Source organism: Ectopseudomonas composti, assembly GCF_900115475.1.
Taxonomy (GTDB): Bacteria; Pseudomonadota; Gammaproteobacteria; order Pseudomonadales; family Pseudomonadaceae; genus Aquipseudomonas; species Aquipseudomonas composti.
Genome location: NZ_FOWP01000007.1, coordinates 1 through 19,471, shown reverse-complemented (window position 1 = coordinate 19,471; position 19,471 = coordinate 1). Strand labels below are relative to the sequence as shown.

The following is a 19,471-nucleotide window of genomic DNA, read 5'->3' as shown; positions in this document are numbered from 1 at the left end:
CGATCCATGAAAGCGTTCCGCACTTCCGCTGCTGTCCTGGCGCTGACCTCTGGCCTGCTGGCGCTATCGGCGCAGGCGGAAGTGGTTCAGCAGAACGCCAGCGGCGATCCGCTCTATACCGTCGAGGCGCCCAAGGGCTATGCAATGATCGGTGATTTGGTCATCGCTCGCCCGCTGTTGATCGGCGCCACTGCCATCGGTGCTGCAGCCTTCATCGTCAGCCTGCCGTTCACTGCATTGGGTGGCAACGTCGGTGAAGCTGCTCAGTCTCTGGTCGTCGAGCCGGGTAAAGAAGCCTTCGTCCGTTGCCTGGGCTGCACCAGCAGCGGCTACAAGCGCGACTGATCCGCTACACCGCTTGATGCGGCCTCTCGTCTCCTCGCGGAGGCGAGAGGCCGTTTGCGTTTGAACGCCGAGAAAAGGAAGAAACGGTGGTGATGAAGTACCTGCGCTGGGTGATGTTGTTGCTGGTGGTGTCGGGGCTGATCGCCTCGTTCTGGTTCAGCCAGGGCTGGCTGCAACTGTGCGCCGGCCTGGCGATCTTCCTGTTCGGCATGCAGTGCCTGGAAGAGGGTCTGCGTCAGCTGGCGGGCAGCAAGCTGGAGCAGATACTCGGGCGCAGCACGTCCACGCCCTTCAAGAGCCTGTTGTTCGGCGTCGGCGGCACCTTGTTGCTGCAGTCCAGCACCCTGGTGTCGCTGCTGACCATCGCCTTCATCAGCACCGGGTTGATCCAGTTGGCCGGCGGCATCGCCATTCTGTTTGGTGCCAACCTGGGCGCCACCAGTGGCATCTGGTTGCTGGCGCTGGCCGGGCAGAATCTCAGCCTCAGTCCACTGGCCCTGCCGCTGCTGGTGTTCGGCGTGCTGGCCGGCTTCTTCGGGCCCAGGAGCAAGGCGGCCGGGCGCATCGTGCTGGGTATCGCTTTCATCTTTCTCGGCATCGACCAGATCAAGGAAGGCTTCGCCAGTTTCGGCGATGGTCTGGACATGACCGGCCTGCAGGAAGGCGGACTGCGCGGGGCGCTGCTGTTCACCGCCATCGGCATGGCTATTACCGTGGTGCTGCAATCGAGCCACGCCACGCTGATGCTGACCTTGGCGGCATTGGCCAGTGGTCAGCTGGAGCTGGGGCAAAGCCTGGCCATCGCCATTGGCTCGAATATCGGCAGCAGCGTGACCACCGCTTTCGTCGGCTCGCTCGGCGGTAACCGTAACGGCCAGCGTCTGGCGCTGGCACATGTGCTGTTCAACATCACCACCGGTGTTATCGCGTTCTGTCTGCTCGGTCCGCTGACCTGGCTGGTGCATGTCTTGGCCGAGCCGTTGGGCCTTGGCGAGAACAGCCTGATTCAGCTGGCGATGTTCCACACCCTGTTCAATGCCATGGGTGTGGCGCTGTTCTGGCCGCTGCAGGGGCGCCTGGCGCAGTACCTGATTCGTTGGCTGCCGGAGCGAGTCGAGCCGCAGGTATTGATTACCGAGCTGGCGTCCGAGCGGGTGGCCGAGCCCGAGCGTACCCGTGCCCGTTATCTGAACGAGCGTGCCCTGGATTCGGTCGATGCGGCGTCCGGCGCGGTGGTGCAGGAGCTGGGACACCTGGGCCGCTTGAGCCTGGAGGTGATCTGCCATGCGCTCTATCTGCCGGTGGATCAGTTGGCACGCGCTCGGGTGGACGAGCAGCTGCTACAGGCCAAACCTGCTCAAGGCGGCTTCGATGCCGAGCACCTGTATCAGTTTCACATCAAGGGCGTGTATGGCGACCTGCTGAGTTTCATGGGGCGTATGGAGCTGCCCATGGACGAAGCGCATCAGCAGTTCTGGATCAGCTGCCAGTTGGCGGCGCTGCAACTGGTGGATGCGGTCAAGGATGCCAAGCACCTGCAGAAGAACCTCGGCCATTACCTCGATGCGCCACCGTCGGCGGTGCGTGAGGCTTATGTGGAACTACGCCGTCATCTGCTCGCCACCTTGCATGAGGTCCGCGAGTTGGCGCGCTCTGACATGCCGGACGAGATGTGGCAATCGCGCCTGCGCTGGCTCGACGAGCAGGCGGCGAGCTTCGATGCGCAGTTCCGCCAACGGCTGTTCGCCGAGGTGCGTTACGGCCATCTCGATGGCCTGCAGACCAGCTCACTGATGAATGACCTGGGTTATGTCAGCCGCATCTTCCAGAGCCTGCGCAACGTGCTGATGCTGGGCAGCGAGCAGGCCTTGTTCCGTGAACTGCGCAAGTTCGGTGACGAACAGGAGAGCCTGATCAGGTTCTCCTGATTCGATCATTCCGCGCTTTCGCTCTTTGTTTCTGGGACTGTGCTGCCGAGCCCGCGCGGATCGCTCGCCGCCTTCACCTCACCGCTGACCTTGTCCCAGAACAGCACCTGCTGGTTGCCGTACTGCCGATCCAGGCGCTTGAGTTCATAGCCGCGTTGCTGCAGCTCGGCGATCTGTTCATCGCTGAAGGTGTCCGGTTCATGCTCGATCACGTCGGGCAGGAACTGGTGGTGGTAGCGCGCCACTGCCGGCCAGCGCTCGATGGGCTTGTCGTCCAGGTACTCGAGCATTGACAGCAGCACCATGCTCGGAATGCGGCTGCCGCCAGGGGTGCCGAAGGCGGCGAATTCGTCGCTGCTTTCGATGAAGCTCGGGCTCATGGAGGACAGCGGACGTTTGCCGCCGGCGATCACGTTGGCCTGGCTGCCGGCCAGGCCATAGGCATTGGCGCCCTGCACGTCGGCGGCGAAGTCGTCCATCTCGTCATTGAGCAGTACGCCGGTACCAGGCACGGTGAATGCGGCGCCGAACGGCAGGTTGATCGACAGCGTGGCAGCGACCGCATTGCCCTCGGCATCGAGTACGGCGAAGTGAGTGGTGTGATCGCCTTCATGCCAGGTGCCGGCAGGTGGCAGGCTGGAGCTGGGCGTGGCCTGCTCAGGCTCGATGCTGCCGGCGAGTACCGCGATATGCCCTGGTGAGAGCAGTTGCTCCATGGGGTTCTTGATGAAGTCCGGGTCGCCCAGCAGGCCGCGATCTCGGTAAGCGCGGCGCAGCGCCTCGACCACATAGTGCACGCGTTGTACCGGTTCGGCATCGCGCCATGGCAGCTGTTCGAGCATGGCCAGGCTCTGCGCCAGTGCCACGCCACCGGCCGAGGGTGGCGGCGCGCTGATCAGTTCGCGGCCGTCTTCGAGGGCGAAGCGCAGCGGTTCGCGTCGGGCGATGCGGTATTCACGCAGATCGTCCAGCGTCCAGATACCACCGGCGTGGCGCACTCCCGTGACCAGGCGCTCGGCCATCGCGCCGCTGTAGAAGCCCTCGCGACCATGCTCGGCCAGCGCCTGCAGGGTGGCGGCGAGATCGGGTTGGCGCAGCAGATGGCCTTCGGCGGGGATTTCACCCTGGTCGAGGAACAGCTTGGCGCTCTCGGCATCGTCACGCAGCGCTGCCAGGCGCCAGGTCGCGCGTTCACGGTAGATGCGATCGACTGCGAAGCCTTCATTGGCCAGGCGGATTGCCGGTGCCAGACTGGTCTTCAGTGGCAGGCGGCCGTGGTGTTCGGTCAGTTCGACCAGCGCAGCCGGCAGCCCCGGAATAGCTGCGGCCAGTGCGCCATTGAGCGATAGCTCGCGCTGTACCTGGCCATCGCGCACATAGAGATTCGGCTTAGCCTCCAGCGGGGCGCGTTCACGGGCATCGAGGAAGTCGTAGCCCGGCGTGTCGCCTGCGCTGCGTAGCAGGAAGAAACCACCACCACCCAGGCCCGAACCATAGGGCTCGACCACTGCCAGGGCGGCGCTGGCGGCGATGGCAGCATCGAAGGCATTGCCGCCGGCATCGAGCATCTGCTGCGCTGCAGCGCTGGCGGCAGGGTGAGCGGTGGCAATGGCGGGCTGCTGCGGGGCGGCCTGGGCCAGCAGGCTGGCGCTGAGCAGCAGGGTCGATAGCAGGAGTTTGCGCAACATGCGATCTACCGAGGGGCGGCTGAAGGAGGCTTGAAGCTTAACAGCCTTGCTCAGACGAAGGGCAGAACGGGCGCGGATGAAATGGGAGGCAAGCGGCCTCCCGGGGGATCAGGCCTTGCCGGTGATGATGCGGTATTTGTCCATCAGTTCATCCTTGCTCTCGACATTGTTCTCGTCGAGCGGGATGCAGTCCACCGGACACACCTGCTGGCATTGCGGCTCATCGTAGTGGCCGACGCATTCGGTGCACAGGTTGGGGTCGATCACGTAGATCTCCTCACCCTGGGAAATGGCGCCGTTGGGGCACTCGGGTTCGCAGACGTCGCAGTTGATGCAATCGTCGGTGATGATCAGGGACATGGGGCAACTCCTGTCGAGGCGCTGGCTTCGACACTCTACGGACAACGATGCTGCGAATTGTGCCGGATTGGTGCGTCTTGTGCCATTAGCCCGGCCAGTCAGGCGCTCTCGTTTATGGACGAGGGTAGGGAATCGTGGCGCCGCTTTTACCCTCTCCCGCCCTGCGGGCACCCTCTCCCATGAATGGGAGAGGGTCATCAGCCGGCCGTGAACGGCCGGCTTTCAGCGCTTGCGGAAGCGCTCGTTCAGCGCATCAGCGACGGCTGGGTGCACGAACTTGGTGATGTCGCCACCCAGGGCCGCGATCTCGCGCACCAGCGTCGAGGAAATGAAGGAATACTTCTCCGACGGGGTGAGGAACAGGCTCTCGACGTCCGGCGCCAGCTGACGGTTCATGTTGGCCAGCTGGAATTCATACTCGAAGTCCGATACCGCACGCAGGCCGCGCAGGAACACGTTGGCGTTCTGTTCCTTGACGAAGTGCGCGAGCAGCGAGGAGAAACCCACCACTTCGACGTTGGGCAGATGCTTGGTCACCTCGCGGGCCAGCTCGACGCGTTGTTCCAGCGGGAACAGCGGGTTCTTCTTGGGGCTGGCGGCGACGGCGATGATGACGTGATCGAACAGCCGCGAGGCGCGTTCGACCAGATCGCCATGGCCTTTGGTGATGGGGTCGAAGGTACCCGGGTACAACACTCGATTCATCGCTTCGTCCTGTTCGAGGCGGCAAGAGTCGCGGATGGTAGCGCAGCGTTTCCCTTGCGGCCAAGCGCGACGAAAACTCAGTTGCTGCGCAGGTGCAGCAGCAGTGCGGGCACCAGGCAGGCGAGGGCGATCCAGTCGGCGCTGACCACGCGGCGCAAAGCCTCGTTGTAGACGGGCGCGCTCCATGCCAGCAGGAGAAAGGCAATGACGCTGATCAGCCCGCCGATCAGGGCTGCGCTGCGTAGCGTGGGGACGAACGCTGCGGCCACCAGCAGGGTGCCCAGCAGGCCAAACAGCACCGCGCGGTGGCGCATCAGGATCTGCAGGTTGGGTTCGTCCAGGGCCAGGCCATACAGCGCATTGAGGCGTTCACCGCCAAGCACGCCGACCATTGGCAGCAGGTGGATGACGCCTGCCACCAGCAACAGAAAGCCGATCAGCCTGCTCATCTCAGGCCCTCAGGCGTTCGGCCAGCAAGGTGGCGAGTTTCGAGGTCAGCCCGTAGATCGACAGCTGCGGGTTGGCGCCGATGCTGGTGGGGAACAGCGAACCATCGTGAATCGACAGGTTGCCGAGCTGATGATACCGGCCCAGGCTGTCGACCACCGCCTGCTGTGGGTCTTCGCCCATGGCGCAGCCACCCATCACATGAGCGCTGCCCAGGCGAGTGCGGTACAGGGCCAGGTCGAGGTTCTCGATCATTTCCTTGGCTTCGCGCCAGGTACTGACGAAGCGGGCATCGGCATGGGTCGGCAACACCGCCTTGGCCCCGGCCGCGAACTGGATTTCGGCCATGGTCAGGAAGGCGCGGCGCACGCCGTCCCAGGTGTAGCCGGTCATCTGGTAGTCGAGCACCGGGCTGCCATCGCCGCGCAGTTCCACACGGCCTTCGGCGCTGTCCGGATGGAAACCATCGCGCAGCAGGGCGAGCATGACGTTGGTGTGCGGCAACTGCTCCATGCGCAGGGCATTCTCGCGACCGAACTCGCCGAGCAGGGTGGCGGTCAGCGCCGGTTGCAGCGGCGGCACTTCCAGTTTGTAGGAGAGCCGCCCGGTGGTGCCGTCGTCCCATTGGAAGTGATCGGAGTAGAGCGACTGCGGCGCACCGTAGAAGGGGTTGATCACCTGCTCGAACTGCGCCGCGGAGAAGTTCACCAGGTGCAGGTAGGTGCGCCGGCCGACGCGCTTGTGCGGGTCGGGCACCTCTGAGCGCAGCAGGATGCCGGGCGTGTTGATGCCGCCGCCGGCCAGCACGTAATGCCGTGCCTTGACCCGGATGCGCTTGCCGTTGGGCGCTACGCAGCGCTCGTCCATGCCCAGGCAATCGATGCCGACGACTTGGTCTCCCTCGATCACCAGCTTGTCGGCGCGGGCCAGGTAGAGCAGCTCGCCGCCAGCATTCAGAGTCGCAGGGATGGTAGTCACCAGCATCGATTGCTTGGCGTTGGTCGGGCAGCCCATGCCGCAGTAGCCGAGGTTCCAGCAGCCGCGCACGTTGCGTGGAATCACCGCCCAGTGATAGCCGAGCTTGTCGCAGCCGGTGCGGATCACCTCGTTGTTGGCATTTGGCGGCACCACCCAAGGGGCGACGCCCAGACGTTGCTCCATCTTCTCGAACCAGGGCGCCATGGACGCCACGTCGTGGCCCTGTACGCCATGGGTCTTGGCCCAGTGCGCCAGAGTTTGTGGCGGCGTACGGAAGCTGCTGGTCCAGTTGATCAGCGTGGTGCCGCCCACGGCACGGCCCTGCAAGATGGTGATGGCGCCATCCTTGCTCATGCGGCCGATGCCTTCCTGATAGAGGTTGGGGTAGGCCTCGGCCTCCTGCATCTTGAAGTCATCGCTGGTCTTCAGTGGGCCTTCCTCGATCAGCAGTACCTTGTAACCCGCCGCGCTAAGGATTTCCGCTGTGGTGCCACCGCCGGCACCGCTGCCAACGATGGCGACGTCGGCTTCCAGGGTCAGGTCGTTTTCCAGGCGTGAGCCGTCGTATGTCTTCCAGCCCTTGGCCAGGCCTTGCTTGAATAGATCGGGTACAGGCATTTCAGGCTCTCTTGTCGTTGTGAGCGACGCTGGCGATTTTGCTTGCGTGGTGTTTGGCTGAAGCGAGTAGGGTGCGCCGCGCGCACCGAGGCTCAACCCCGCTTTGTGGTGCGCACGGCGCACCCTACGGGACCCGCGACAGGTCTTCAGACGGTGGGCGGCCCCGGATAGCCGCAATGCGCCCAGGCTTCCTGGCGGCTGTACCAGGCCATCATCACCAGCTGCAGCAGCGATGCGTGGCCCATGCGCAGCAAGCTCAGGCTGCTGTTCTGCCAGCGCTTGAGGAACTGCCGCACGTCATCGCCGCTGGCCTTGTCCCAACTGCCCCAGACCCCGGTCAGCGGGCCACGGGTGATGGGCAGGGCCAGCACATCGAACAGCTGCACGGTGAGCTTGAGCATTTCCGGCGACAGGTGCGCCAGGCTGGTGTCGAGACTCTTGAGGGTGCCGTTGATGGCCTGTGGCATCTGCTCGGCGCTGACGGCGCCTTCGAGCATCACCGGGATCAGTGCGCGCAGAAACGGCAGGTCGCTGCTGCGCAGAATCAGGTAACCATTGGCCGGCGTGCTGGCCGAGCAGCCGCTAAGCGTTGCGGTCAGCCCGGCGGTGCCGAGCAGCGCCGTGCCCATCAGGCCGACCTTGAGCAGGCTGCGCCGCGACAGTTGCGGCGCGTGGAGAGTGGTGTCGTTCATTGTTGTTATCACCAGGCGTATGCGGGCGGGCGCTGCCCGCGTTGATCAGCGTACGAACAACTTGTAGACCAGCTTCTGGATCGACTTGCCATACGGCGGATAGATCAGCCGCGCGGCGTTGAAGCGCTGCTTGATGAACACGCCCTTGGCCTTGCTGAAGGTCAGGAAGCCTTCATGGCCGTGGTAATGGCCCATGCCGGAGGGGCCGACGCCGCCGAACGGCATGTCGTCCTGGGCCACGTGCAGCAGGGTGTCGTTCAGGCACACGCCGCCGGAGTGGGTTTCATGCAGCACACGCTGCTGCTCGCGCTTGTCGTAGCCGAAGTAGTACAGCGCCAGCGGGCGTGGCCGCGCGTTGACGTAGGCGAAGGCATCTTCGATACGGTCGTAAGGCACCACCGGCAGCAGAGGGCCGAAGATCTCGTCCTGCATCAACTTCATGTCGTCGTTGACGTCCAGTATCAGGCTCTGTGGCAGGCGTCGGCCCTGCGCCTCGGGGTAGAGCGCGACGATGCGCGCGCCCTTGGCCTCGGCGTCCTGCAGGTAGCCGTTGAGGCGTGCCAGTTGGCGCTCGTTGATGATCGCGGTGTAGTCCGGGTTGTCCTTGAGCGCTGGGTAGAAGCGCTGCACCACCTCGCGGTAGGCGCTGACGAAACCGTCGATACGATCACGCGGCACCAGCACGTAGTCCGGCGCCACGCAGGTCTGCCCGGCGTTAAGGGTCTTGCCGAAGGCGATGCGCTCGGCAGCGTCCGCCAGTGGCACATCGGCGGAAACGATGGCCGGTGACTTGCCGCCCAGCTCCAGGGTCACCGGGGTCAGGTTCTCGGCGGCGGCGCGCATCACATGCTTGCCGATGCTGGTGGCGCCGGTGAACAGCAGGTGGTCGAACGGCAGCTTGGAGAAGGCCATGCCGACTTCCGCCTCGCCCAGGGCGACGCTGACCAGATCCTCGGGAAAGATGCGCGCCAGCAGGTCCTTGACCAGTTGCGAGGTCGCCGGGGTGGACTCGCTCATCTTGATCATCACCCGGTTGCCGGCGGCCAGTGCGCCGGTCAGCGGGCCGATGGCGAGAAACAGTGGGTAGTTCCACGGCACGATGATGCCGACCACGCCCAGCGGTTGATAGATGACCTTGGCCGAAGCGGGCATGAACTGCATGCCGACGCTACGCCGCGACGGTTTCATCCATTTCTTGATGCGTTTGGTTGCGTAGTGGATGCCATGCAGGCTGGGCATCAGCTCGGCGAGCAGGGTTTCGTCGGCCGAGCGGTTGCTGAAGTCTTCGCAGATCGCCGCCACCAGTGCGTCCTGCTGCTGGGCCAGCAGCTCGCTCAGGGATTTCAGCCACTGGATGCGTTGTTCGGCCGACGGCATCGGGTTGGCGGCAAAGGCCGCACGCTGCAGGGCGAAGGTGCCATCCAGCTGGTTGATTTGCTGTTGGCTGTGCTGCAGGTAGGCGATGTCGGCGACCATTGGGTTTCTCCTCGACGTTCCAGCGGGCTGCATGGGAATGACTGTGCTGGATTTTTAGAGCAATTACTCTAATGTGTCAAATAGGATGCCGCGTCGCCGTCCTCGCTGCACCCTAACCAAAGGCCTGGCAGGGCCTGCGCGGTGCATCTGGGGGTAACACTTCGGCTGTTTCGCCTGTACCTTTGCCACTTTTGAAGTCGAGATCGAGCTGCGTCATGGCGCCACCCAAGACCCGCGACCGCATCGTTGCCGAGAGCCTGGCCCTGTTCAACAGCCAGGGCGAGCGCAACGTCACCACCAATCACATCGCCGCGCACCTGGGCATGTCGCCGGGCAATCTGTATTACCACTTCCGTAACAAGCAGGTGATCATCGCCGAGCTGTTCGCCCAGTACGAAGTGCAGGTCGACAGCTTCCTGCGCCTGCCTGAAGGTCGCGCGCTAACGGTGGAGGACAAGACCTTCTACCTGGAGGCACTGCTGGCAGCGATGTGGCATTACCGCTTCCTGCATCGCGACCTGGAGCACCTGCTGGATTCCGACACCGACCTGGCCGAGCGCTACCGTGCCTTCGCCCGGCGCTGCCTGGTGGGCGCTCAGTCGATCTACCAGGGATTCGTCGAAGCCGGCATCTTGCTGATGAACCCGGCGCAGATCGAGGCGTTGACGCTCAACAGCTGGATCATCATGACCTCCTGGGTGCGCTTTCTCTGCACCACCGGGGCCAACCCGGACAACCTCAGCCAGGACATGCTGCGTCGCGGTATCTATCAGGTGTTGGCGCTGGAGGGAGGTTATCTGGCGCCTGCCGCGCGCGAGGCGGTCGAGGCGCTGTATGGCCGGCTGCATGTGCCGCTGGAGCAGGTGTTGGGGTGATTGATCTGGCATTGCCCCGGATTTCATCCGGGCTACGCTTCTTGTGGCCCGCGTAGGAGCGGCTTCAGCCGCGATTATCCGAGGCTCGTCAGCCACTGCGGAATACGCCGCTCCAGGTAATACATCGGGCGACGCAGGCTGCCCTCGACAAAACCGACATGGCCGCCCTTGGCGTGCAGTTCGAACTCGGTACCCGGCGCCAGCTCGCTGGCTTCGGGCAGGCTATGGCGGAAGATGAAAGGATCGTCCTCGGCCTGGATGATCAGCGTGCGTGTGCGGACTTCACCCAGGTAGAAACGGCTGGACGCCCGGCGGTAATTGTCGTGGGCATCGGCGAAGCCGTGCAGCGGCGCGGTGATCCGGCCGTCGAAGTCCCAGAAGGTGCGCATGCCGTCCAGCGGGCCCAAACGCTCCAGCACCGACAGGCGCTCGCTCTGGCCCTGTTCGGTGAACAGGCGCTGCTTGTTGCTCACGTAGGCGACCATCTCGCGCATGAAATGCGCCTGATACACCCGCGAGAAACCCAGGCCGATGCGGTCGGCACACTGATCCAGACGGAACGGCACCGACACCGCCACCGCTGCCTGCAGCTGGCTCTGCTCGCCGCTTTCGCCCAGGTACTTGAGCAGCACGTTGCCGCCCAGCGAATAGCCGACGGCGTACAGCGGTGCCATCGGCCTTTGTGTGCGCAGGTGGGCGACAGCCGATGCCAGATCCTCGCTGGCGCCGGAGTGATAGCCGCGCGGCAGCAGATTGGGTTCGCCCGAGCAGCCGCGCCAGTTCAGCGCTGCGCTGGCCCAGCCACGTGCGGCCAGTTTCTGCTGCAGACCGAGCACGTAGAGTGAGCTGGAACTACCTGTCAGGCCATGCAGCACCAACACCAGCGGTGCATGGGCATCGTGCGGGCCATACCAGTCGAGATCGAGAAAATCACCATCTTCCAACCACAGTCGCTCGCGCTGTCGTTCAAGCTGCGGCGGTTTGCGGCAGAAAGGATTCCACAACGTCTGCAGATGCGGGCCGGGGAGCCACCAGGCGGGTTTGAAGGGCGTGGTCATGGGTATTCTGGTCGGTGAGTTAAGTGGCCTGGATTGGTCGCAGGCGGTGCCAGGCCACGCGCTTCAGCGTCGACGCTTGCGCAGTATGCGCCAAGCGCACCAGGCCAATACCAGCAGGGCGACAATACGCTGATTGGTGAGCCCGATGACGATACCGACATTGGGATTGTGCGGTATCGCGCGTTGCAGGTTGAGTGCAATTTCCTGCTGGCTGAGCAGCACCGGCAGCGCCAATACGATCAGCAGCAGGTAGGGCAGGTGGGCGTAGATGAAGTCCTTCATCCACGCTGCCACAGCGCGTAGTGCACCTGGCCGGTGTGCTTCTCGCGATGTAGGCGCCAGTTGCCGGGCAGGCCTAGGGTCGAGGGCGCGGTTTCGCTTTCGGTATAGACCCAGGCGTCGTCGCTCAGCCAGCCCTGCGTTTCCAGCAGGTTGCAGGCGTTCTGCAGCAGGTCCTTGTGGAAGGGCGGGTCGAGCAGAGCGATATCGAAGCGCCGCGGTGCCGGGCGGGCCAGCAGTTGCAGAGCATCGCCGAGCTGAATCTCGCCCTCGTTGCATTGCAGGGTCGCCAGGTGATCGCGCAGCGCGCTTACCGACGCCGGGTTGAGGTCACAGGCCAGGCCGCTGGCAGCGCCGCGCGACAGCGCTTCGAGCAGCAGTGCGCCGCTGCCGGCGAAGGGGTCGAGTACGTGGGCGCCCTCGACATAGGGCGCCAGCCAGTTGAACAGCGTCTCGCGTACCCGGTCCGGGGTTGGGCGCAGGCCCGGTCCGTCAGGGAAGGCGAAGCGTCGCGAGCGCCACTGCCCGCCGATGATGCGCAGTTGGCCCTGGCCGCCGTGGGCTTTGCCTGCGGCGTCTTTCTGTGGGGTGCGACCGCGCATCAATGTGGCACCGTGCTGGGCAGCTCGGCCGGGCGGTCGGTGGGCGGTGGCAGTTCCTTCTGCGCCACCGTCGGACCGGCGGTGACCACCACCAGCGCCTCGGGGGCGAGGTGCTTGGCCATTGCTGCTTTCACCTGTTCGGTGGTGAGGTTCTGCACATCACGCATGAAGTCGTCCAGGTAGCTCAGCGGCAGGTCATAGAAGCCCATCGATGCCAACTGGCCGACGATATCGGCATTGCTCGCGGTCGACAGCGGGAAACTACCGGCCAGCTCGCGTTTGGCGTTGTCCAGCTCCTGCTGGGTCGGGCCATCGCGCAGGTAGTCAGCCAGCAGCTGTTTGACCAGTGCCAGGGTGCCTTCGCTTAGCTCGGCGCGGGTCTGCAGGTTGATCATGAACGGGCCGCGGGCCTGCATGGCGCTGAAACCGGAGTAAACACCGTAGGTCAGGCCACGCTTCTCACGCACTTCGCTCATCAGGCGCGTGCCGAAACCGCCACCACCGAAGATCTGGTTGCCCAGGTACAGCGCGGCATAGTCCGGGTCGTTGCGGTCGATGCCGAGCTGGGCGAGCATCAGGTGGGTCTGGTTGGACGGGTATTCGATATGGCTGGCACCGGGTTTCGGCGTTTGCGGCTGGGCGATCTTCGCCAGTGCCGGGCCTTTCGGTAGAGCGGCGGAAACGCGGTTGGCGATGGCCTCGGCCTCGGCGCGCGACAGGTCACCCACCAGAGCGATCACCGCGTTGCCGGCGCTGTAAGCGCGCGCATGGAAAGCCTGCAGCTGTTGGCGGCTGATGGCCGGGATCGACTGCACGCTGCCGTCACTCGGGTGGGCGTAGGGGTGCTGGCCGTACAGGCGCTCGAACAGCTCCAGGCTGGCCAGCTTGCCCGGGTTCTGCTTCTGGAATTCGAAGCCGGCGAGCAGTTGGTTCTTGATCCGCGCCAGCGAGTCGGCGGGGAAGGTGGGCTTGCCCAGCACCTCGGCGAACAGCGCCAGTGCTGGCTCGCGCTGCTCCTGGGCGCTGAGGCTGCGCAGGCTGGCCACGGCCATGTCGCGGTAGGCACCGTTGCCGAATTCGGCGCCGAGGCCCTCGAAGCCGGCGGCGATGGCGCCAACGTCCTTGCCCGGCACGCCCTCGTTGAGCATGGCGTTGGTCAGGGTGGCCAGGCCCGGCACGCCGTCGTCCTGGCTGCTGCCGGCGGCGAAGGTCAGGCGCAGGTCGAACATCGGCAGCTCGTGGGCTTCGACGAACAGCACCTTGGCGCCTTGCGCGGTGTTCCAAGTCTGGATCTCCAGGGTACGGCGGGTCGGTGCCTTGCCGTCGAGCGCAGCCAGTGACCGCAGCTTGGCGGCATCGCCCGTCGGGGCCTTGTCAGTGAGGTTGGCGCAGGCGCCCAGCAGCAGTGCGCTGGACAGGACCAGGCCGAGCAGGCCCAGGCGGCGGTGCTCAGTCTTCATGGCGGGACTCCTCATGACGGGACTCTTCGGGCAGTACGTGGGCGACGCTCAGTCGGTCGCGAACGAAGAAGGTGCGAGCAGCTTGCTGGATGTCGGCTGGGGTCACGGCTTGCAGTTCGTTCAGTTCCTGATCGGTCAGTTTCCAGGACAGGCCGACGGTTTCCAGTTGGCCGATGCTGGTGGCCTGGCTGGTGATCGAGTCGCGTTCGAATACCAGGCCGGCGATGACCTGGGCGCGTACGCGTGCCAGTTCGGCAGCAGACGGCGGAGCCTTCTTCAGTTCCTCCAGCTCGCGCCAGAGGCCGGCCTCGGCCTGCTCCAGGGTCTTGCCCTTCTGCACGTTGGGCGTGGCCGAGAGAATGAACAGGCTGTCGCCGCGGCTGAAGGCGTTGTACCAGGCGCTGGCGCCGGAAACGAGCTCTTCGCCACGCTCCAGGCGGGTGGACAGGCGTGCGCTGTAGCCGCCGTCGAGCAGGGCCGCGGCCAGACGCAGGGCGTAGACCTGGCGCGGTGTTTCGGCGGTGGCCAGGCCCGGCACGTTGAAGCCCATGATCAGGCTCGGCAACTGGGTCTTGAGGTGCAGCGTGATGCGCCGCTCGCCCGGTGCGGCCAGCTCCAGCGGCAGCTTGGCGGTCGGCACCTCGCGGCTCGGGATGTCGCCGAAGTAGCGTTGTACCTGGGTCTTGACCTCGTCCACGGTCACGTCGCCGACCACCACCAGGGTGGCGTTATTCGGCGCGTACCACTTCTTGTACCAGGCGCGCAGTTCATCGATGTGCATGCGCTCAAGGTCGGCCATCCAGCCGATGGTGGGAATGTTGTAGCCGCTGGCCGGGTAGGCCATGGCCTTGAAGCGTTCATAGGCCAGCGAGGACGGACGGTCGTCGGTGCGCAGACGGCGCTCTTCCTTGATTACCTCGATTTCCTTGCTGAACTCGTCGGCCGGCAGCGTCAGACTGGCGAGGCGGTCGGCTTCCAGCTCCAGGGCGACGCCCAGGCGGTCACTGGCCAGTACCTGGTAGTAGGCGGTGTAGTCGTCGCTGGTGAAGGCATTTTCCTCGGCGCCCAGCTCACGCAGGATGCGTGAGGCTTCGCCGGGGCCGAATTTTCGGCTGCCCTTGAACATCATGTGTTCCAGTGCGTGGGACAGACCGGTGGAACCGGGCGTCTCGTAACTGGAGCCGACCTTGTACCAGAGCTGGGACACCACCACGGGGGCACGGTGATCCTCGCGGACGATGACCTTGAGGCCGTTGTCCAGTTTGAATTCGTGGGTGGGTTGAGCGGGAGAAGCGAAGGCCGCAAGTGGCACGCAGAGTGCGCCGAACAGCAGGCCGAGGGAGCGGCGGGCAATGGCATTCATCGAAAGTCTGACCTGTCGGATAGCCTGGGCGGTCGTACCGCCGGCGGGCGAAGAGGTGCTAGGATACCCCATCCTTTTCCGGGGCGGCGCGGCAAGGCTTTGCAGCCCATAAGCGAACGCTCCCTTGAGATGCAAGCGACCCATGTTTGGTTCCAATGACGACAAGAAGTCGCCGGCCGAGGCTGGCGCGCAGACCCCGCCTGTGACCGAAGAAAAGAAATCCCTGTTCAACTGGTGGCGCAAGAAGCCCGCAGAGACGGCTGCCGAGCCGGCTCTGCCTGCGCCTGTCGAGCAGCCTGAGGCCGCTCAGGTACCTGCCGAGCCGCCTGTGTCCGAGCAGGCTCCGGCGAGCGTATCGACCGTCGGGCCTGACGTGGCGGCTCCCGTGCAGCCGGTCCAGCCTGAGCCTGTCGTCGAAGCGCCGCTGGTGGCCAGCCCGGTTGCCGCCGAACCGCCGGTTGTAGTACCTGAACCCAGCGCCGAGGTTGCGCCCGCGCCGCTGGTGACGCAGCCGGCTCCGGTCGACGTGCCTGCCACCCAGGAGCGGCCCGGTTTCTTCGCCCGCCTCAAGCAGGGGCTGTCCAAGACCAGCGCCAGCCTGGGCGAGGGCATGGCCAGCCTGTTCCTCGGCAAGAAGGCTATCGACGACGACCTGCTCGACGATCTGGAAACCCGCCTGCTGACCGCCGACGTCGGCGTCGAGGCGACCACCGCGATCATCGGCAACCTGACCAAGCGCGTGGCGCGCAAGGAGCTGGCCGACAGCGGTGCGCTGTACAAGGCGCTGCAGGAAGAGCTGGTCACCCTGCTCAAGCCGGTCGAGCAGCCGTTGGTCATCGATGCCGCCAAGCAGCCTTACGTGATTCTCGTCGTGGGCGTGAACGGCGTGGGCAAGACCACCACCATCGGCAAGCTGGCCAAGAAGCTGCAGCTCGAAGGCAAGAAGGTCATGCTCGCCGCGGGTGACACCTTCCGCGCCGCTGCCGTTGAGCAGCTGCAGGTCTGGGGCGAGCGCAACAACATCGCAGTGATCGCCCAGCACACCGGCGCCGATTCGGCCTCGGTGATCTTCGATGCGGTGCAGGCCGCCAAGTCACGCGGCATCGACGTGCTGATCGCTGACACCGCCGGGCGCCTGCACACCAAAGACAACCTGATGGAAGAGCTGAAAAAGGTCCGTCGGGTGATCGGCAAGCTGGACGATACCGCGCCGCACGAAGTGCTGCTGGTGCTCGACGCTGGCACTGGCCAGAACGCGATCAGCCAGGCTAAGCAATTCGATCAGACGGTGAACCTCACCGGTTTGGCGCTGACCAAACTCGACGGCACCGCCAAGGGCGGCGTCATCTTCGCCCTGGCCAAGCAGTTCGGCCTGCCGATTCGCTATATCGGCGTGGGTGAAGGAATCGATGACCTGCGGCCGTTCGAGGCGCAGGCTTTCGTTCAGGCACTCTTCGAGGAGCGCGAGCGGGCATGATCCGATTCGAGCAGGTCGCCAAGCGTTACCCCAATGGCCATGTCGGGCTGCACGAGCTGAGTTTCCGCGTTCGCCCCGGCGAATTCCTCTTCGTCACCGGTCACTCCGGTGCCGGCAAGAGCACGCTGCTGCGCCTGCTGCTGGCGATGGAGCGGCCCACCAGCGGCAAGTTGCTGCTGGCCGGGCAGGACCTGTCGACCATCACCAATGCGCAGATTCCTTTCCTGCGCCGGCAGATCGGCGTGGTGTTCCAGAATCACCAACTGCTGTTCGACCGCACAGTATTCGACAACGTCGCGCTGCCGCTGCAGATCCTTGGCCTGTCCAAGCCGGAGATCGCCAAACGGGTTGGCGCCGCACTGGAGCGGGTCAGCCTCAGCGACAAGGCGGCGCAGTCGCCTGGCGACCTGTCCACCGGCCAGCAACAGCGCGTCGGCATCGCCCGCGCCATCGTCCACCGGCCGGCCCTGCTGCTGGCGGACGAGCCCACCGGTAACCTCGATCCGCGCCTGGCTGCCGAGATCATGGGCGTGTTCGAAGACATCAACCAGTTGGGCACCACGGTGCTGATCGCCAGCCACGATCTGGCGCTGATCGCGCGCATGCGCCAGCGCATGCTCACTCTGCAACGTGGCCGCCTGATCGGTGATGGGGAGGCTGCCTGATGAGCGCATCGAAGATGCCCACGCCGCAACCGGCCGAACGGGTTGGCGCGGCGCCGCGCAACAAAGTGGTCGACGGCCCTGCGGACGAGCCGGATTTTCGTACCCTGCTCAACGCCTGGCTGGAAAGCCATCGCGCCAGTTTGGTCGACAGCCTGCGCCGTCTGGCGCGGCAGCCCGTCGGCAGCTTCTTCACCTGCTTGGTGATGGCCGTGGCGCTAAGCCTGCCCATGGGCCTGTCGCTGCTGCTGGACAACGTCGAGAAGCTCGGTGGCTCCTGGCAGCGTGCGGCGCAGATTTCCCTGTTCCTCGACATGTCCGCCGGCGAGCGTGACGGCCAGGCGCTGCGCGAGCAGATCGCGGCGATGGATGACGTAGCTGACGCCGAGTGGATCAGCCGCGAGCAGGCGCTGGAAGAGTTCCAGCAGCTGTCCGGCCTCGGCCAGGCGCTGAAGGAATTGCCGGAAAACCCGCTGCCGGGCGTGGTCCTGGTGACGCCCAAGGAAGTCGACAAGGTCAAGCTTGAAGCCCTGCGTCAGCGTCTGGCGGAGCTGCCCAAGGTGGAGCAGGCACAGCTCGATCTGGTCTGGGTCGAGCGTCTGACCGCGATCCTCAAGCTGGGTGACCGCTTCGTCTTCGGCCTCAGCCTGTTGCTGATCCTGGCGCTGCTGCTGGTGATCGGCAACACCATCCGCCTGCACATCGAGAACCGTCGCGCCGAGATCGAGGTGATCAAGCTGGTGGGCGGAACCGATGGCTACGTGCGTCGTCCCTTCCTTTATATGGGCGCGTTGTACGGCTTCGGTGCGGGCATTTTCGCCTGGCTGCTGCTGGCCTTCGGACTGGATTGGCTGAACGATGCTGTAGTACGTTTGGCCGGCCTTTACGGTAGCGATTTCGCGTTAGGTGGCGTACCTTCTTCCGACGGTTTTTCGCTGCTGCTCGGCGCCGTGCTGTTGGGCTATATTGGCGCCTGGCTGGCGGTGGCGCGTCATCTCAATGAACTGGCGCCCCGCTGAGGCGTTGGTCAGCGAGGCTGAACGCCAGCTGACGCATTATTGTTTTGGTTGATATTGACTATCTGGGCAGGAACTTATCCACAGGCTCTGCATCAGATAGCGCAGTGCTACACTGCACGAGTTTTGTGAATCGGAGGATTCGAATGTCCACTTCCTTGCAACCTGTTCATGCTCTGGTTCCAGGCGCCAACCTGGAAGCATACGTGCATGCGGTCAACAGCATCCCGCTGCTGACTCCCGAGCAGGAGCGTGAACTGGCCGAAAATCTCTACTACCAGCAGGACCTCGAGGCCGCCCGCCAGATGGTGCTGGCTCACCTGCGTTTCGTGGTGCATATCGCCCGTAGCTACTCCGGCTATGGTCTGGCCCAGGCCGACCTGATCCAAGAAGGCAACGTTGGCCTGATGAAGGCAGTCAAGCGCTTCAACCCGGAAATGGGTGTGCGTCTGGTGTCCTTCGCCGTGCACTGGATTCGTGCGGAAATCCACGAGTTCATCCTGAAGAACTGGCGCATCGTCAAAGTGGCCACCACCAAGGCGCAGCGCAAACTGTTCTTCAACCTGCGCAGCCAGAAGAAGCGTCTGGCCTGGCTGAACAACGACGAAGTGACCGCCGTGGCTGCCAGCCTGGGCGTCGAACCGCACGAAGTGCGCGAGATGGAAAGTCGCTTGACTGGCCAGGACATGGCCTTCGACCCGGCAGCCGATGCCGACGACGACAGCGCCTTCCAGTCGCCTGCGCATTACCTGGAAGACCATCGTTACGACCCGGCTCGTCAGCTCGAGGATGCCGACTGGAGCGACAGTTCCAGCAGCAACCTGCACGAAGCGCTGGAAAGCCTGGACGAGCGCAGTCGCGATATCCTCCACCAGCGCTGGTTGGCCGAGGAGAAGGCGACGCTGCACGATCTGGCCGCCAAGTACAACGTGTCTGCCGAGCGTATTCGTCAGCTCGAGAAGAACGCGATGAACAAGCTCAAGGGCTGCATCGCCGCCTGATTCGCCGCAGAAGAAAAAGCCGCACCCAGGTGCGGCTTTTTTGTGCCTGTGGAGTAGGGCCGCCAGCCCCGTAGGGTGCGCCATGCGCACTGCCTGTTCATGCGGATTGCCGGTGGTGTGCATGGTGTTCAGCCGGGGGACATGGTAAACACCTGTCGGGGGACATGGGTAACAGGTTGATGATCATGTTGCCCGTTGCCTCAGGTCTATCTGACGCAGCGTTTTGCGGATGAAAACCACATCGTAGACGTCATCTTCGGCGGTGGGGCGGATGGCGACCCTTTCCCCGTATAAACCTCCGCTGACGAAGACGTTGAGCCCTTTGAAATACACCTGCCCGGTCCGACGTACCTTCACCACGTGGTCTCCCGGCTCGTACTCGATTGTTGGCAGTTGTTCCGGGTAGCTACGTGGGCTGGGCCGATAGCGTTCTATGGGCGG

General features: G+C 64.5%; 19 protein-coding genes and 1 pseudogene. 7 read left to right on the top strand and 13 right to left on the bottom strand.

The window, feature by feature from the left end:
- Positions 1 to 6: 6 nt before the first annotated feature.
- Together BM059_RS14140 and BM059_RS14135 are read left to right on the top strand one after the other, a co-directional pair.
- A complete protein-coding gene (locus tag BM059_RS14140; RefSeq protein WP_037005370.1) occupies positions 7 to 345 on the top strand; it encodes a hypothetical protein in 339 nt (112 codons plus the stop codon).
- Positions 346 to 437: 92 nt separating this feature from the next.
- A complete protein-coding gene (locus BM059_RS14135) occupies positions 438 to 2,273 on the top strand; it encodes a Na/Pi cotransporter family protein (RefSeq protein WP_074939407.1) in 1,836 nt (611 codons plus the stop codon).
- A 5-nt stretch (positions 2,274 to 2,278) separates the two neighbouring features.
- On the opposite strand, the gene ggt is transcribed toward BM059_RS14135, so the two are convergent.
- The 7 genes from ggt to BM059_RS14100 all read right to left on the bottom strand — a co-directional run bounded on the left by ggt (position 2,279) and on the right by BM059_RS14100 (position 9,237).
- Entirely contained in the window at positions 2,279 to 3,961 is a 1,683-nt protein-coding gene (ggt, locus tag BM059_RS14130; protein ID WP_074939405.1) for a gamma-glutamyltransferase, read from the bottom strand.
- Positions 3,962 to 4,069: 108 nt separating this feature from the next.
- Positions 4,070 to 4,321, bottom strand: a complete 252-nt coding sequence (locus BM059_RS14125) for a YfhL family 4Fe-4S dicluster ferredoxin (protein ID WP_037005364.1) — start codon at positions 4,319 to 4,321, stop codon at positions 4,070 to 4,072.
- Positions 4,322 to 4,543: 222 nt separating this feature from the next.
- Complete coding sequence (gene coaD / locus BM059_RS14120) at positions 4,544 to 5,026, bottom strand: pantetheine-phosphate adenylyltransferase (protein WP_037005362.1); 483 nt, start codon at positions 5,024 to 5,026, stop codon at positions 4,544 to 4,546.
- Between the two features lie 77 nt (positions 5,027 to 5,103).
- Positions 5,104 to 5,475, bottom strand: a complete 372-nt coding sequence (locus BM059_RS14115; protein WP_074939403.1) for a phosphopantetheine adenylyltransferase — start codon at positions 5,473 to 5,475, stop codon at positions 5,104 to 5,106.
- Position 5,476: 1 nt separating this feature from the next.
- Positions 5,477 to 7,069, bottom strand: coding sequence for a GMC family oxidoreductase (locus BM059_RS14110; protein ID WP_074939401.1), 1,593 nt, complete (start codon positions 7,067 to 7,069; stop codon positions 5,477 to 5,479).
- Between the two features lie 146 nt (positions 7,070 to 7,215).
- Positions 7,216 to 7,761: a twin-arginine translocation pathway signal protein gene (locus tag BM059_RS14105; RefSeq protein ID WP_074939399.1), complete on the bottom strand. Its 546-nt coding sequence runs from the start codon at positions 7,759 to 7,761 to the stop codon at positions 7,216 to 7,218.
- 45 nt (positions 7,762 to 7,806) lie between these two features.
- Positions 7,807 to 9,237, bottom strand: coding sequence for a coniferyl aldehyde dehydrogenase (locus BM059_RS14100; RefSeq protein ID WP_074939397.1), 1,431 nt, complete (start codon positions 9,235 to 9,237; stop codon positions 7,807 to 7,809).
- Between the two features lie 215 nt (positions 9,238 to 9,452).
- On the opposite strand from BM059_RS14100, the gene BM059_RS14095 reads away from it, so the two are divergent.
- Positions 9,453 to 10,112, top strand: a complete 660-nt coding sequence (locus BM059_RS14095) for a TetR/AcrR family transcriptional regulator (RefSeq protein ID WP_074939395.1) — start codon at positions 9,453 to 9,455, stop codon at positions 10,110 to 10,112.
- A gap of 74 nt (positions 10,113 to 10,186) precedes the next feature.
- Here the strand turns inward: BM059_RS14095 and BM059_RS14090 are convergent, their stop codons facing one another.
- From BM059_RS14090 to BM059_RS14070, 5 genes are all read right to left on the bottom strand, one after another.
- Positions 10,187 to 11,170, bottom strand: a complete 984-nt coding sequence (locus BM059_RS14090; protein ID WP_074939393.1) for a hydrolase — start codon at positions 11,168 to 11,170, stop codon at positions 10,187 to 10,189.
- Positions 11,171 to 11,233: 63 nt separating this feature from the next.
- The gene (locus BM059_RS14085) at positions 11,234 to 11,452 is read right to left on the bottom strand and encodes a hypothetical protein (protein WP_037005348.1); all 219 of its coding nucleotides are present in this window, start codon (positions 11,450 to 11,452) and stop codon (positions 11,234 to 11,236) included.
- The gene (gene rsmD / locus BM059_RS14080; protein WP_074939391.1) at positions 11,449 to 12,051 is read right to left on the bottom strand and encodes a 16S rRNA (guanine(966)-N(2))-methyltransferase RsmD; all 603 of its coding nucleotides are present in this window, start codon (positions 12,049 to 12,051) and stop codon (positions 11,449 to 11,451) included. Before rsmD ends, BM059_RS14085 begins: the two co-directional genes overlap by 4 nt.
- Entirely contained in the window at positions 12,051 to 13,511 is a 1,461-nt protein-coding gene (locus BM059_RS14075; protein ID WP_074939389.1) for a M16 family metallopeptidase, read from the bottom strand. Before BM059_RS14075 ends, rsmD begins: the two co-directional genes overlap by 1 nt.
- On the bottom strand, positions 13,501 to 14,874 hold the full coding sequence (locus BM059_RS14070) for a M16 family metallopeptidase (RefSeq protein ID WP_074939387.1): 1,374 nt from the start codon (positions 14,872 to 14,874) through the stop codon (positions 13,501 to 13,503). The genes BM059_RS14075 and BM059_RS14070 overlap by 11 nt, the downstream gene beginning before the upstream one ends.
- A gap of 142 nt (positions 14,875 to 15,016) precedes the next feature.
- On the opposite strand from BM059_RS14070, the gene ftsY reads away from it, so the two are divergent.
- The 4 genes from ftsY to rpoH all read left to right on the top strand — a co-directional run bounded on the left by ftsY (position 15,017) and on the right by rpoH (position 19,030).
- Positions 15,017 to 16,351, top strand: coding sequence for a signal recognition particle-docking protein FtsY (ftsY, locus tag BM059_RS14065; protein WP_074939386.1), 1,335 nt, complete (start codon positions 15,017 to 15,019; stop codon positions 16,349 to 16,351).
- The gene (gene ftsE / locus BM059_RS14060; RefSeq protein ID WP_037005342.1) at positions 16,348 to 17,016 is read left to right on the top strand and encodes a cell division ATP-binding protein FtsE; all 669 of its coding nucleotides are present in this window, start codon (positions 16,348 to 16,350) and stop codon (positions 17,014 to 17,016) included. The genes ftsY and ftsE overlap by 4 nt, the downstream gene beginning before the upstream one ends.
- Positions 17,016 to 18,032, top strand: a complete 1,017-nt coding sequence (gene ftsX, locus BM059_RS14055) for a permease-like cell division protein FtsX (protein ID WP_074939384.1) — start codon at positions 17,016 to 17,018, stop codon at positions 18,030 to 18,032. The genes ftsE and ftsX overlap by 1 nt, the downstream gene beginning before the upstream one ends.
- Before the next feature lie 143 nt (positions 18,033 to 18,175).
- Positions 18,176 to 19,030, top strand: coding sequence for an RNA polymerase sigma factor RpoH (gene rpoH, locus BM059_RS14050; RefSeq protein WP_037005340.1), 855 nt, complete (start codon positions 18,176 to 18,178; stop codon positions 19,028 to 19,030).
- Positions 19,031 to 19,213: 183 nt separating this feature from the next.
- Here the strand turns inward: rpoH and BM059_RS25400 are convergent.
- Positions 19,214 to 19,471 (bottom strand): annotated as a pseudogene (locus BM059_RS25400) (IS481 family transposase); the annotation flags it as partial.

Bases quoted from the DNA above. Each gene is read 5' to 3' on its own strand.
- BM059_RS14095 (WP_074939395.1), top strand. From the start codon at position 9,453: ATGGCGCCACCCAAGACCCGCGACCGCATCGTTGCCGAGAGCCTGGCC.
- ftsY (WP_074939386.1), top strand. From the start codon at position 15,017: ATGTTTGGTTCCAATGACGACAAGAAGTCGCCGGCCGAGGCTGGCGCG.
- BM059_RS14135 (WP_074939407.1), top strand. From the start codon at position 438: ATGAAGTACCTGCGCTGGGTGATGTTGTTGCTGGTGGTGTCGGGGCTG.
- coaD (WP_037005362.1), bottom strand. From the start codon at position 5,026: ATGAATCGAGTGTTGTACCCGGGTACCTTCGACCCCATCACCAAAGGC.
- BM059_RS14125 (WP_037005364.1), bottom strand. From the start codon at position 4,321: ATGTCCCTGATCATCACCGACGATTGCATCAACTGCGACGTCTGCGAA.
- ggt (WP_074939405.1), bottom strand. From the start codon at position 3,961: ATGTTGCGCAAACTCCTGCTATCGACCCTGCTGCTCAGCGCCAGCCTG.
- BM059_RS14100 (WP_074939397.1), bottom strand. From the start codon at position 9,237: ATGGTCGCCGACATCGCCTACCTGCAGCACAGCCAACAGCAAATCAAC.
- BM059_RS14090 (WP_074939393.1), bottom strand. From the start codon at position 11,170: ATGACCACGCCCTTCAAACCCGCCTGGTGGCTCCCCGGCCCGCATCTG.
- rpoH (WP_037005340.1), top strand. From the start codon at position 18,176: ATGTCCACTTCCTTGCAACCTGTTCATGCTCTGGTTCCAGGCGCCAAC.
- BM059_RS14115 (WP_074939403.1), bottom strand. From the start codon at position 5,475: ATGAGCAGGCTGATCGGCTTTCTGTTGCTGGTGGCAGGCGTCATCCAC.
- BM059_RS14070 (WP_074939387.1), bottom strand. From the start codon at position 14,874: ATGAATGCCATTGCCCGCCGCTCCCTCGGCCTGCTGTTCGGCGCACTC.
- BM059_RS14110 (WP_074939401.1), bottom strand. From the start codon at position 7,069: ATGCCTGTACCCGATCTATTCAAGCAAGGCCTGGCCAAGGGCTGGAAG.
- BM059_RS14105 (WP_074939399.1), bottom strand. From the start codon at position 7,761: ATGAACGACACCACTCTCCACGCGCCGCAACTGTCGCGGCGCAGCCTG.
- BM059_RS14075 (WP_074939389.1), bottom strand. From the start codon at position 13,511: ATGAAGACTGAGCACCGCCGCCTGGGCCTGCTCGGCCTGGTCCTGTCC.
- ftsE (WP_037005342.1), top strand. From the start codon at position 16,348: ATGATCCGATTCGAGCAGGTCGCCAAGCGTTACCCCAATGGCCATGTC.
- ftsX (WP_074939384.1), top strand. From the start codon at position 17,016: ATGAGCGCATCGAAGATGCCCACGCCGCAACCGGCCGAACGGGTTGGC.
- rsmD (WP_074939391.1), bottom strand. From the start codon at position 12,051: ATGCGCGGTCGCACCCCACAGAAAGACGCCGCAGGCAAAGCCCACGGC.
- BM059_RS14085 (WP_037005348.1), bottom strand. From the start codon at position 11,452: ATGAAGGACTTCATCTACGCCCACCTGCCCTACCTGCTGCTGATCGTA.
- BM059_RS14140 (WP_037005370.1), top strand. From the start codon at position 7: ATGAAAGCGTTCCGCACTTCCGCTGCTGTCCTGGCGCTGACCTCTGGC.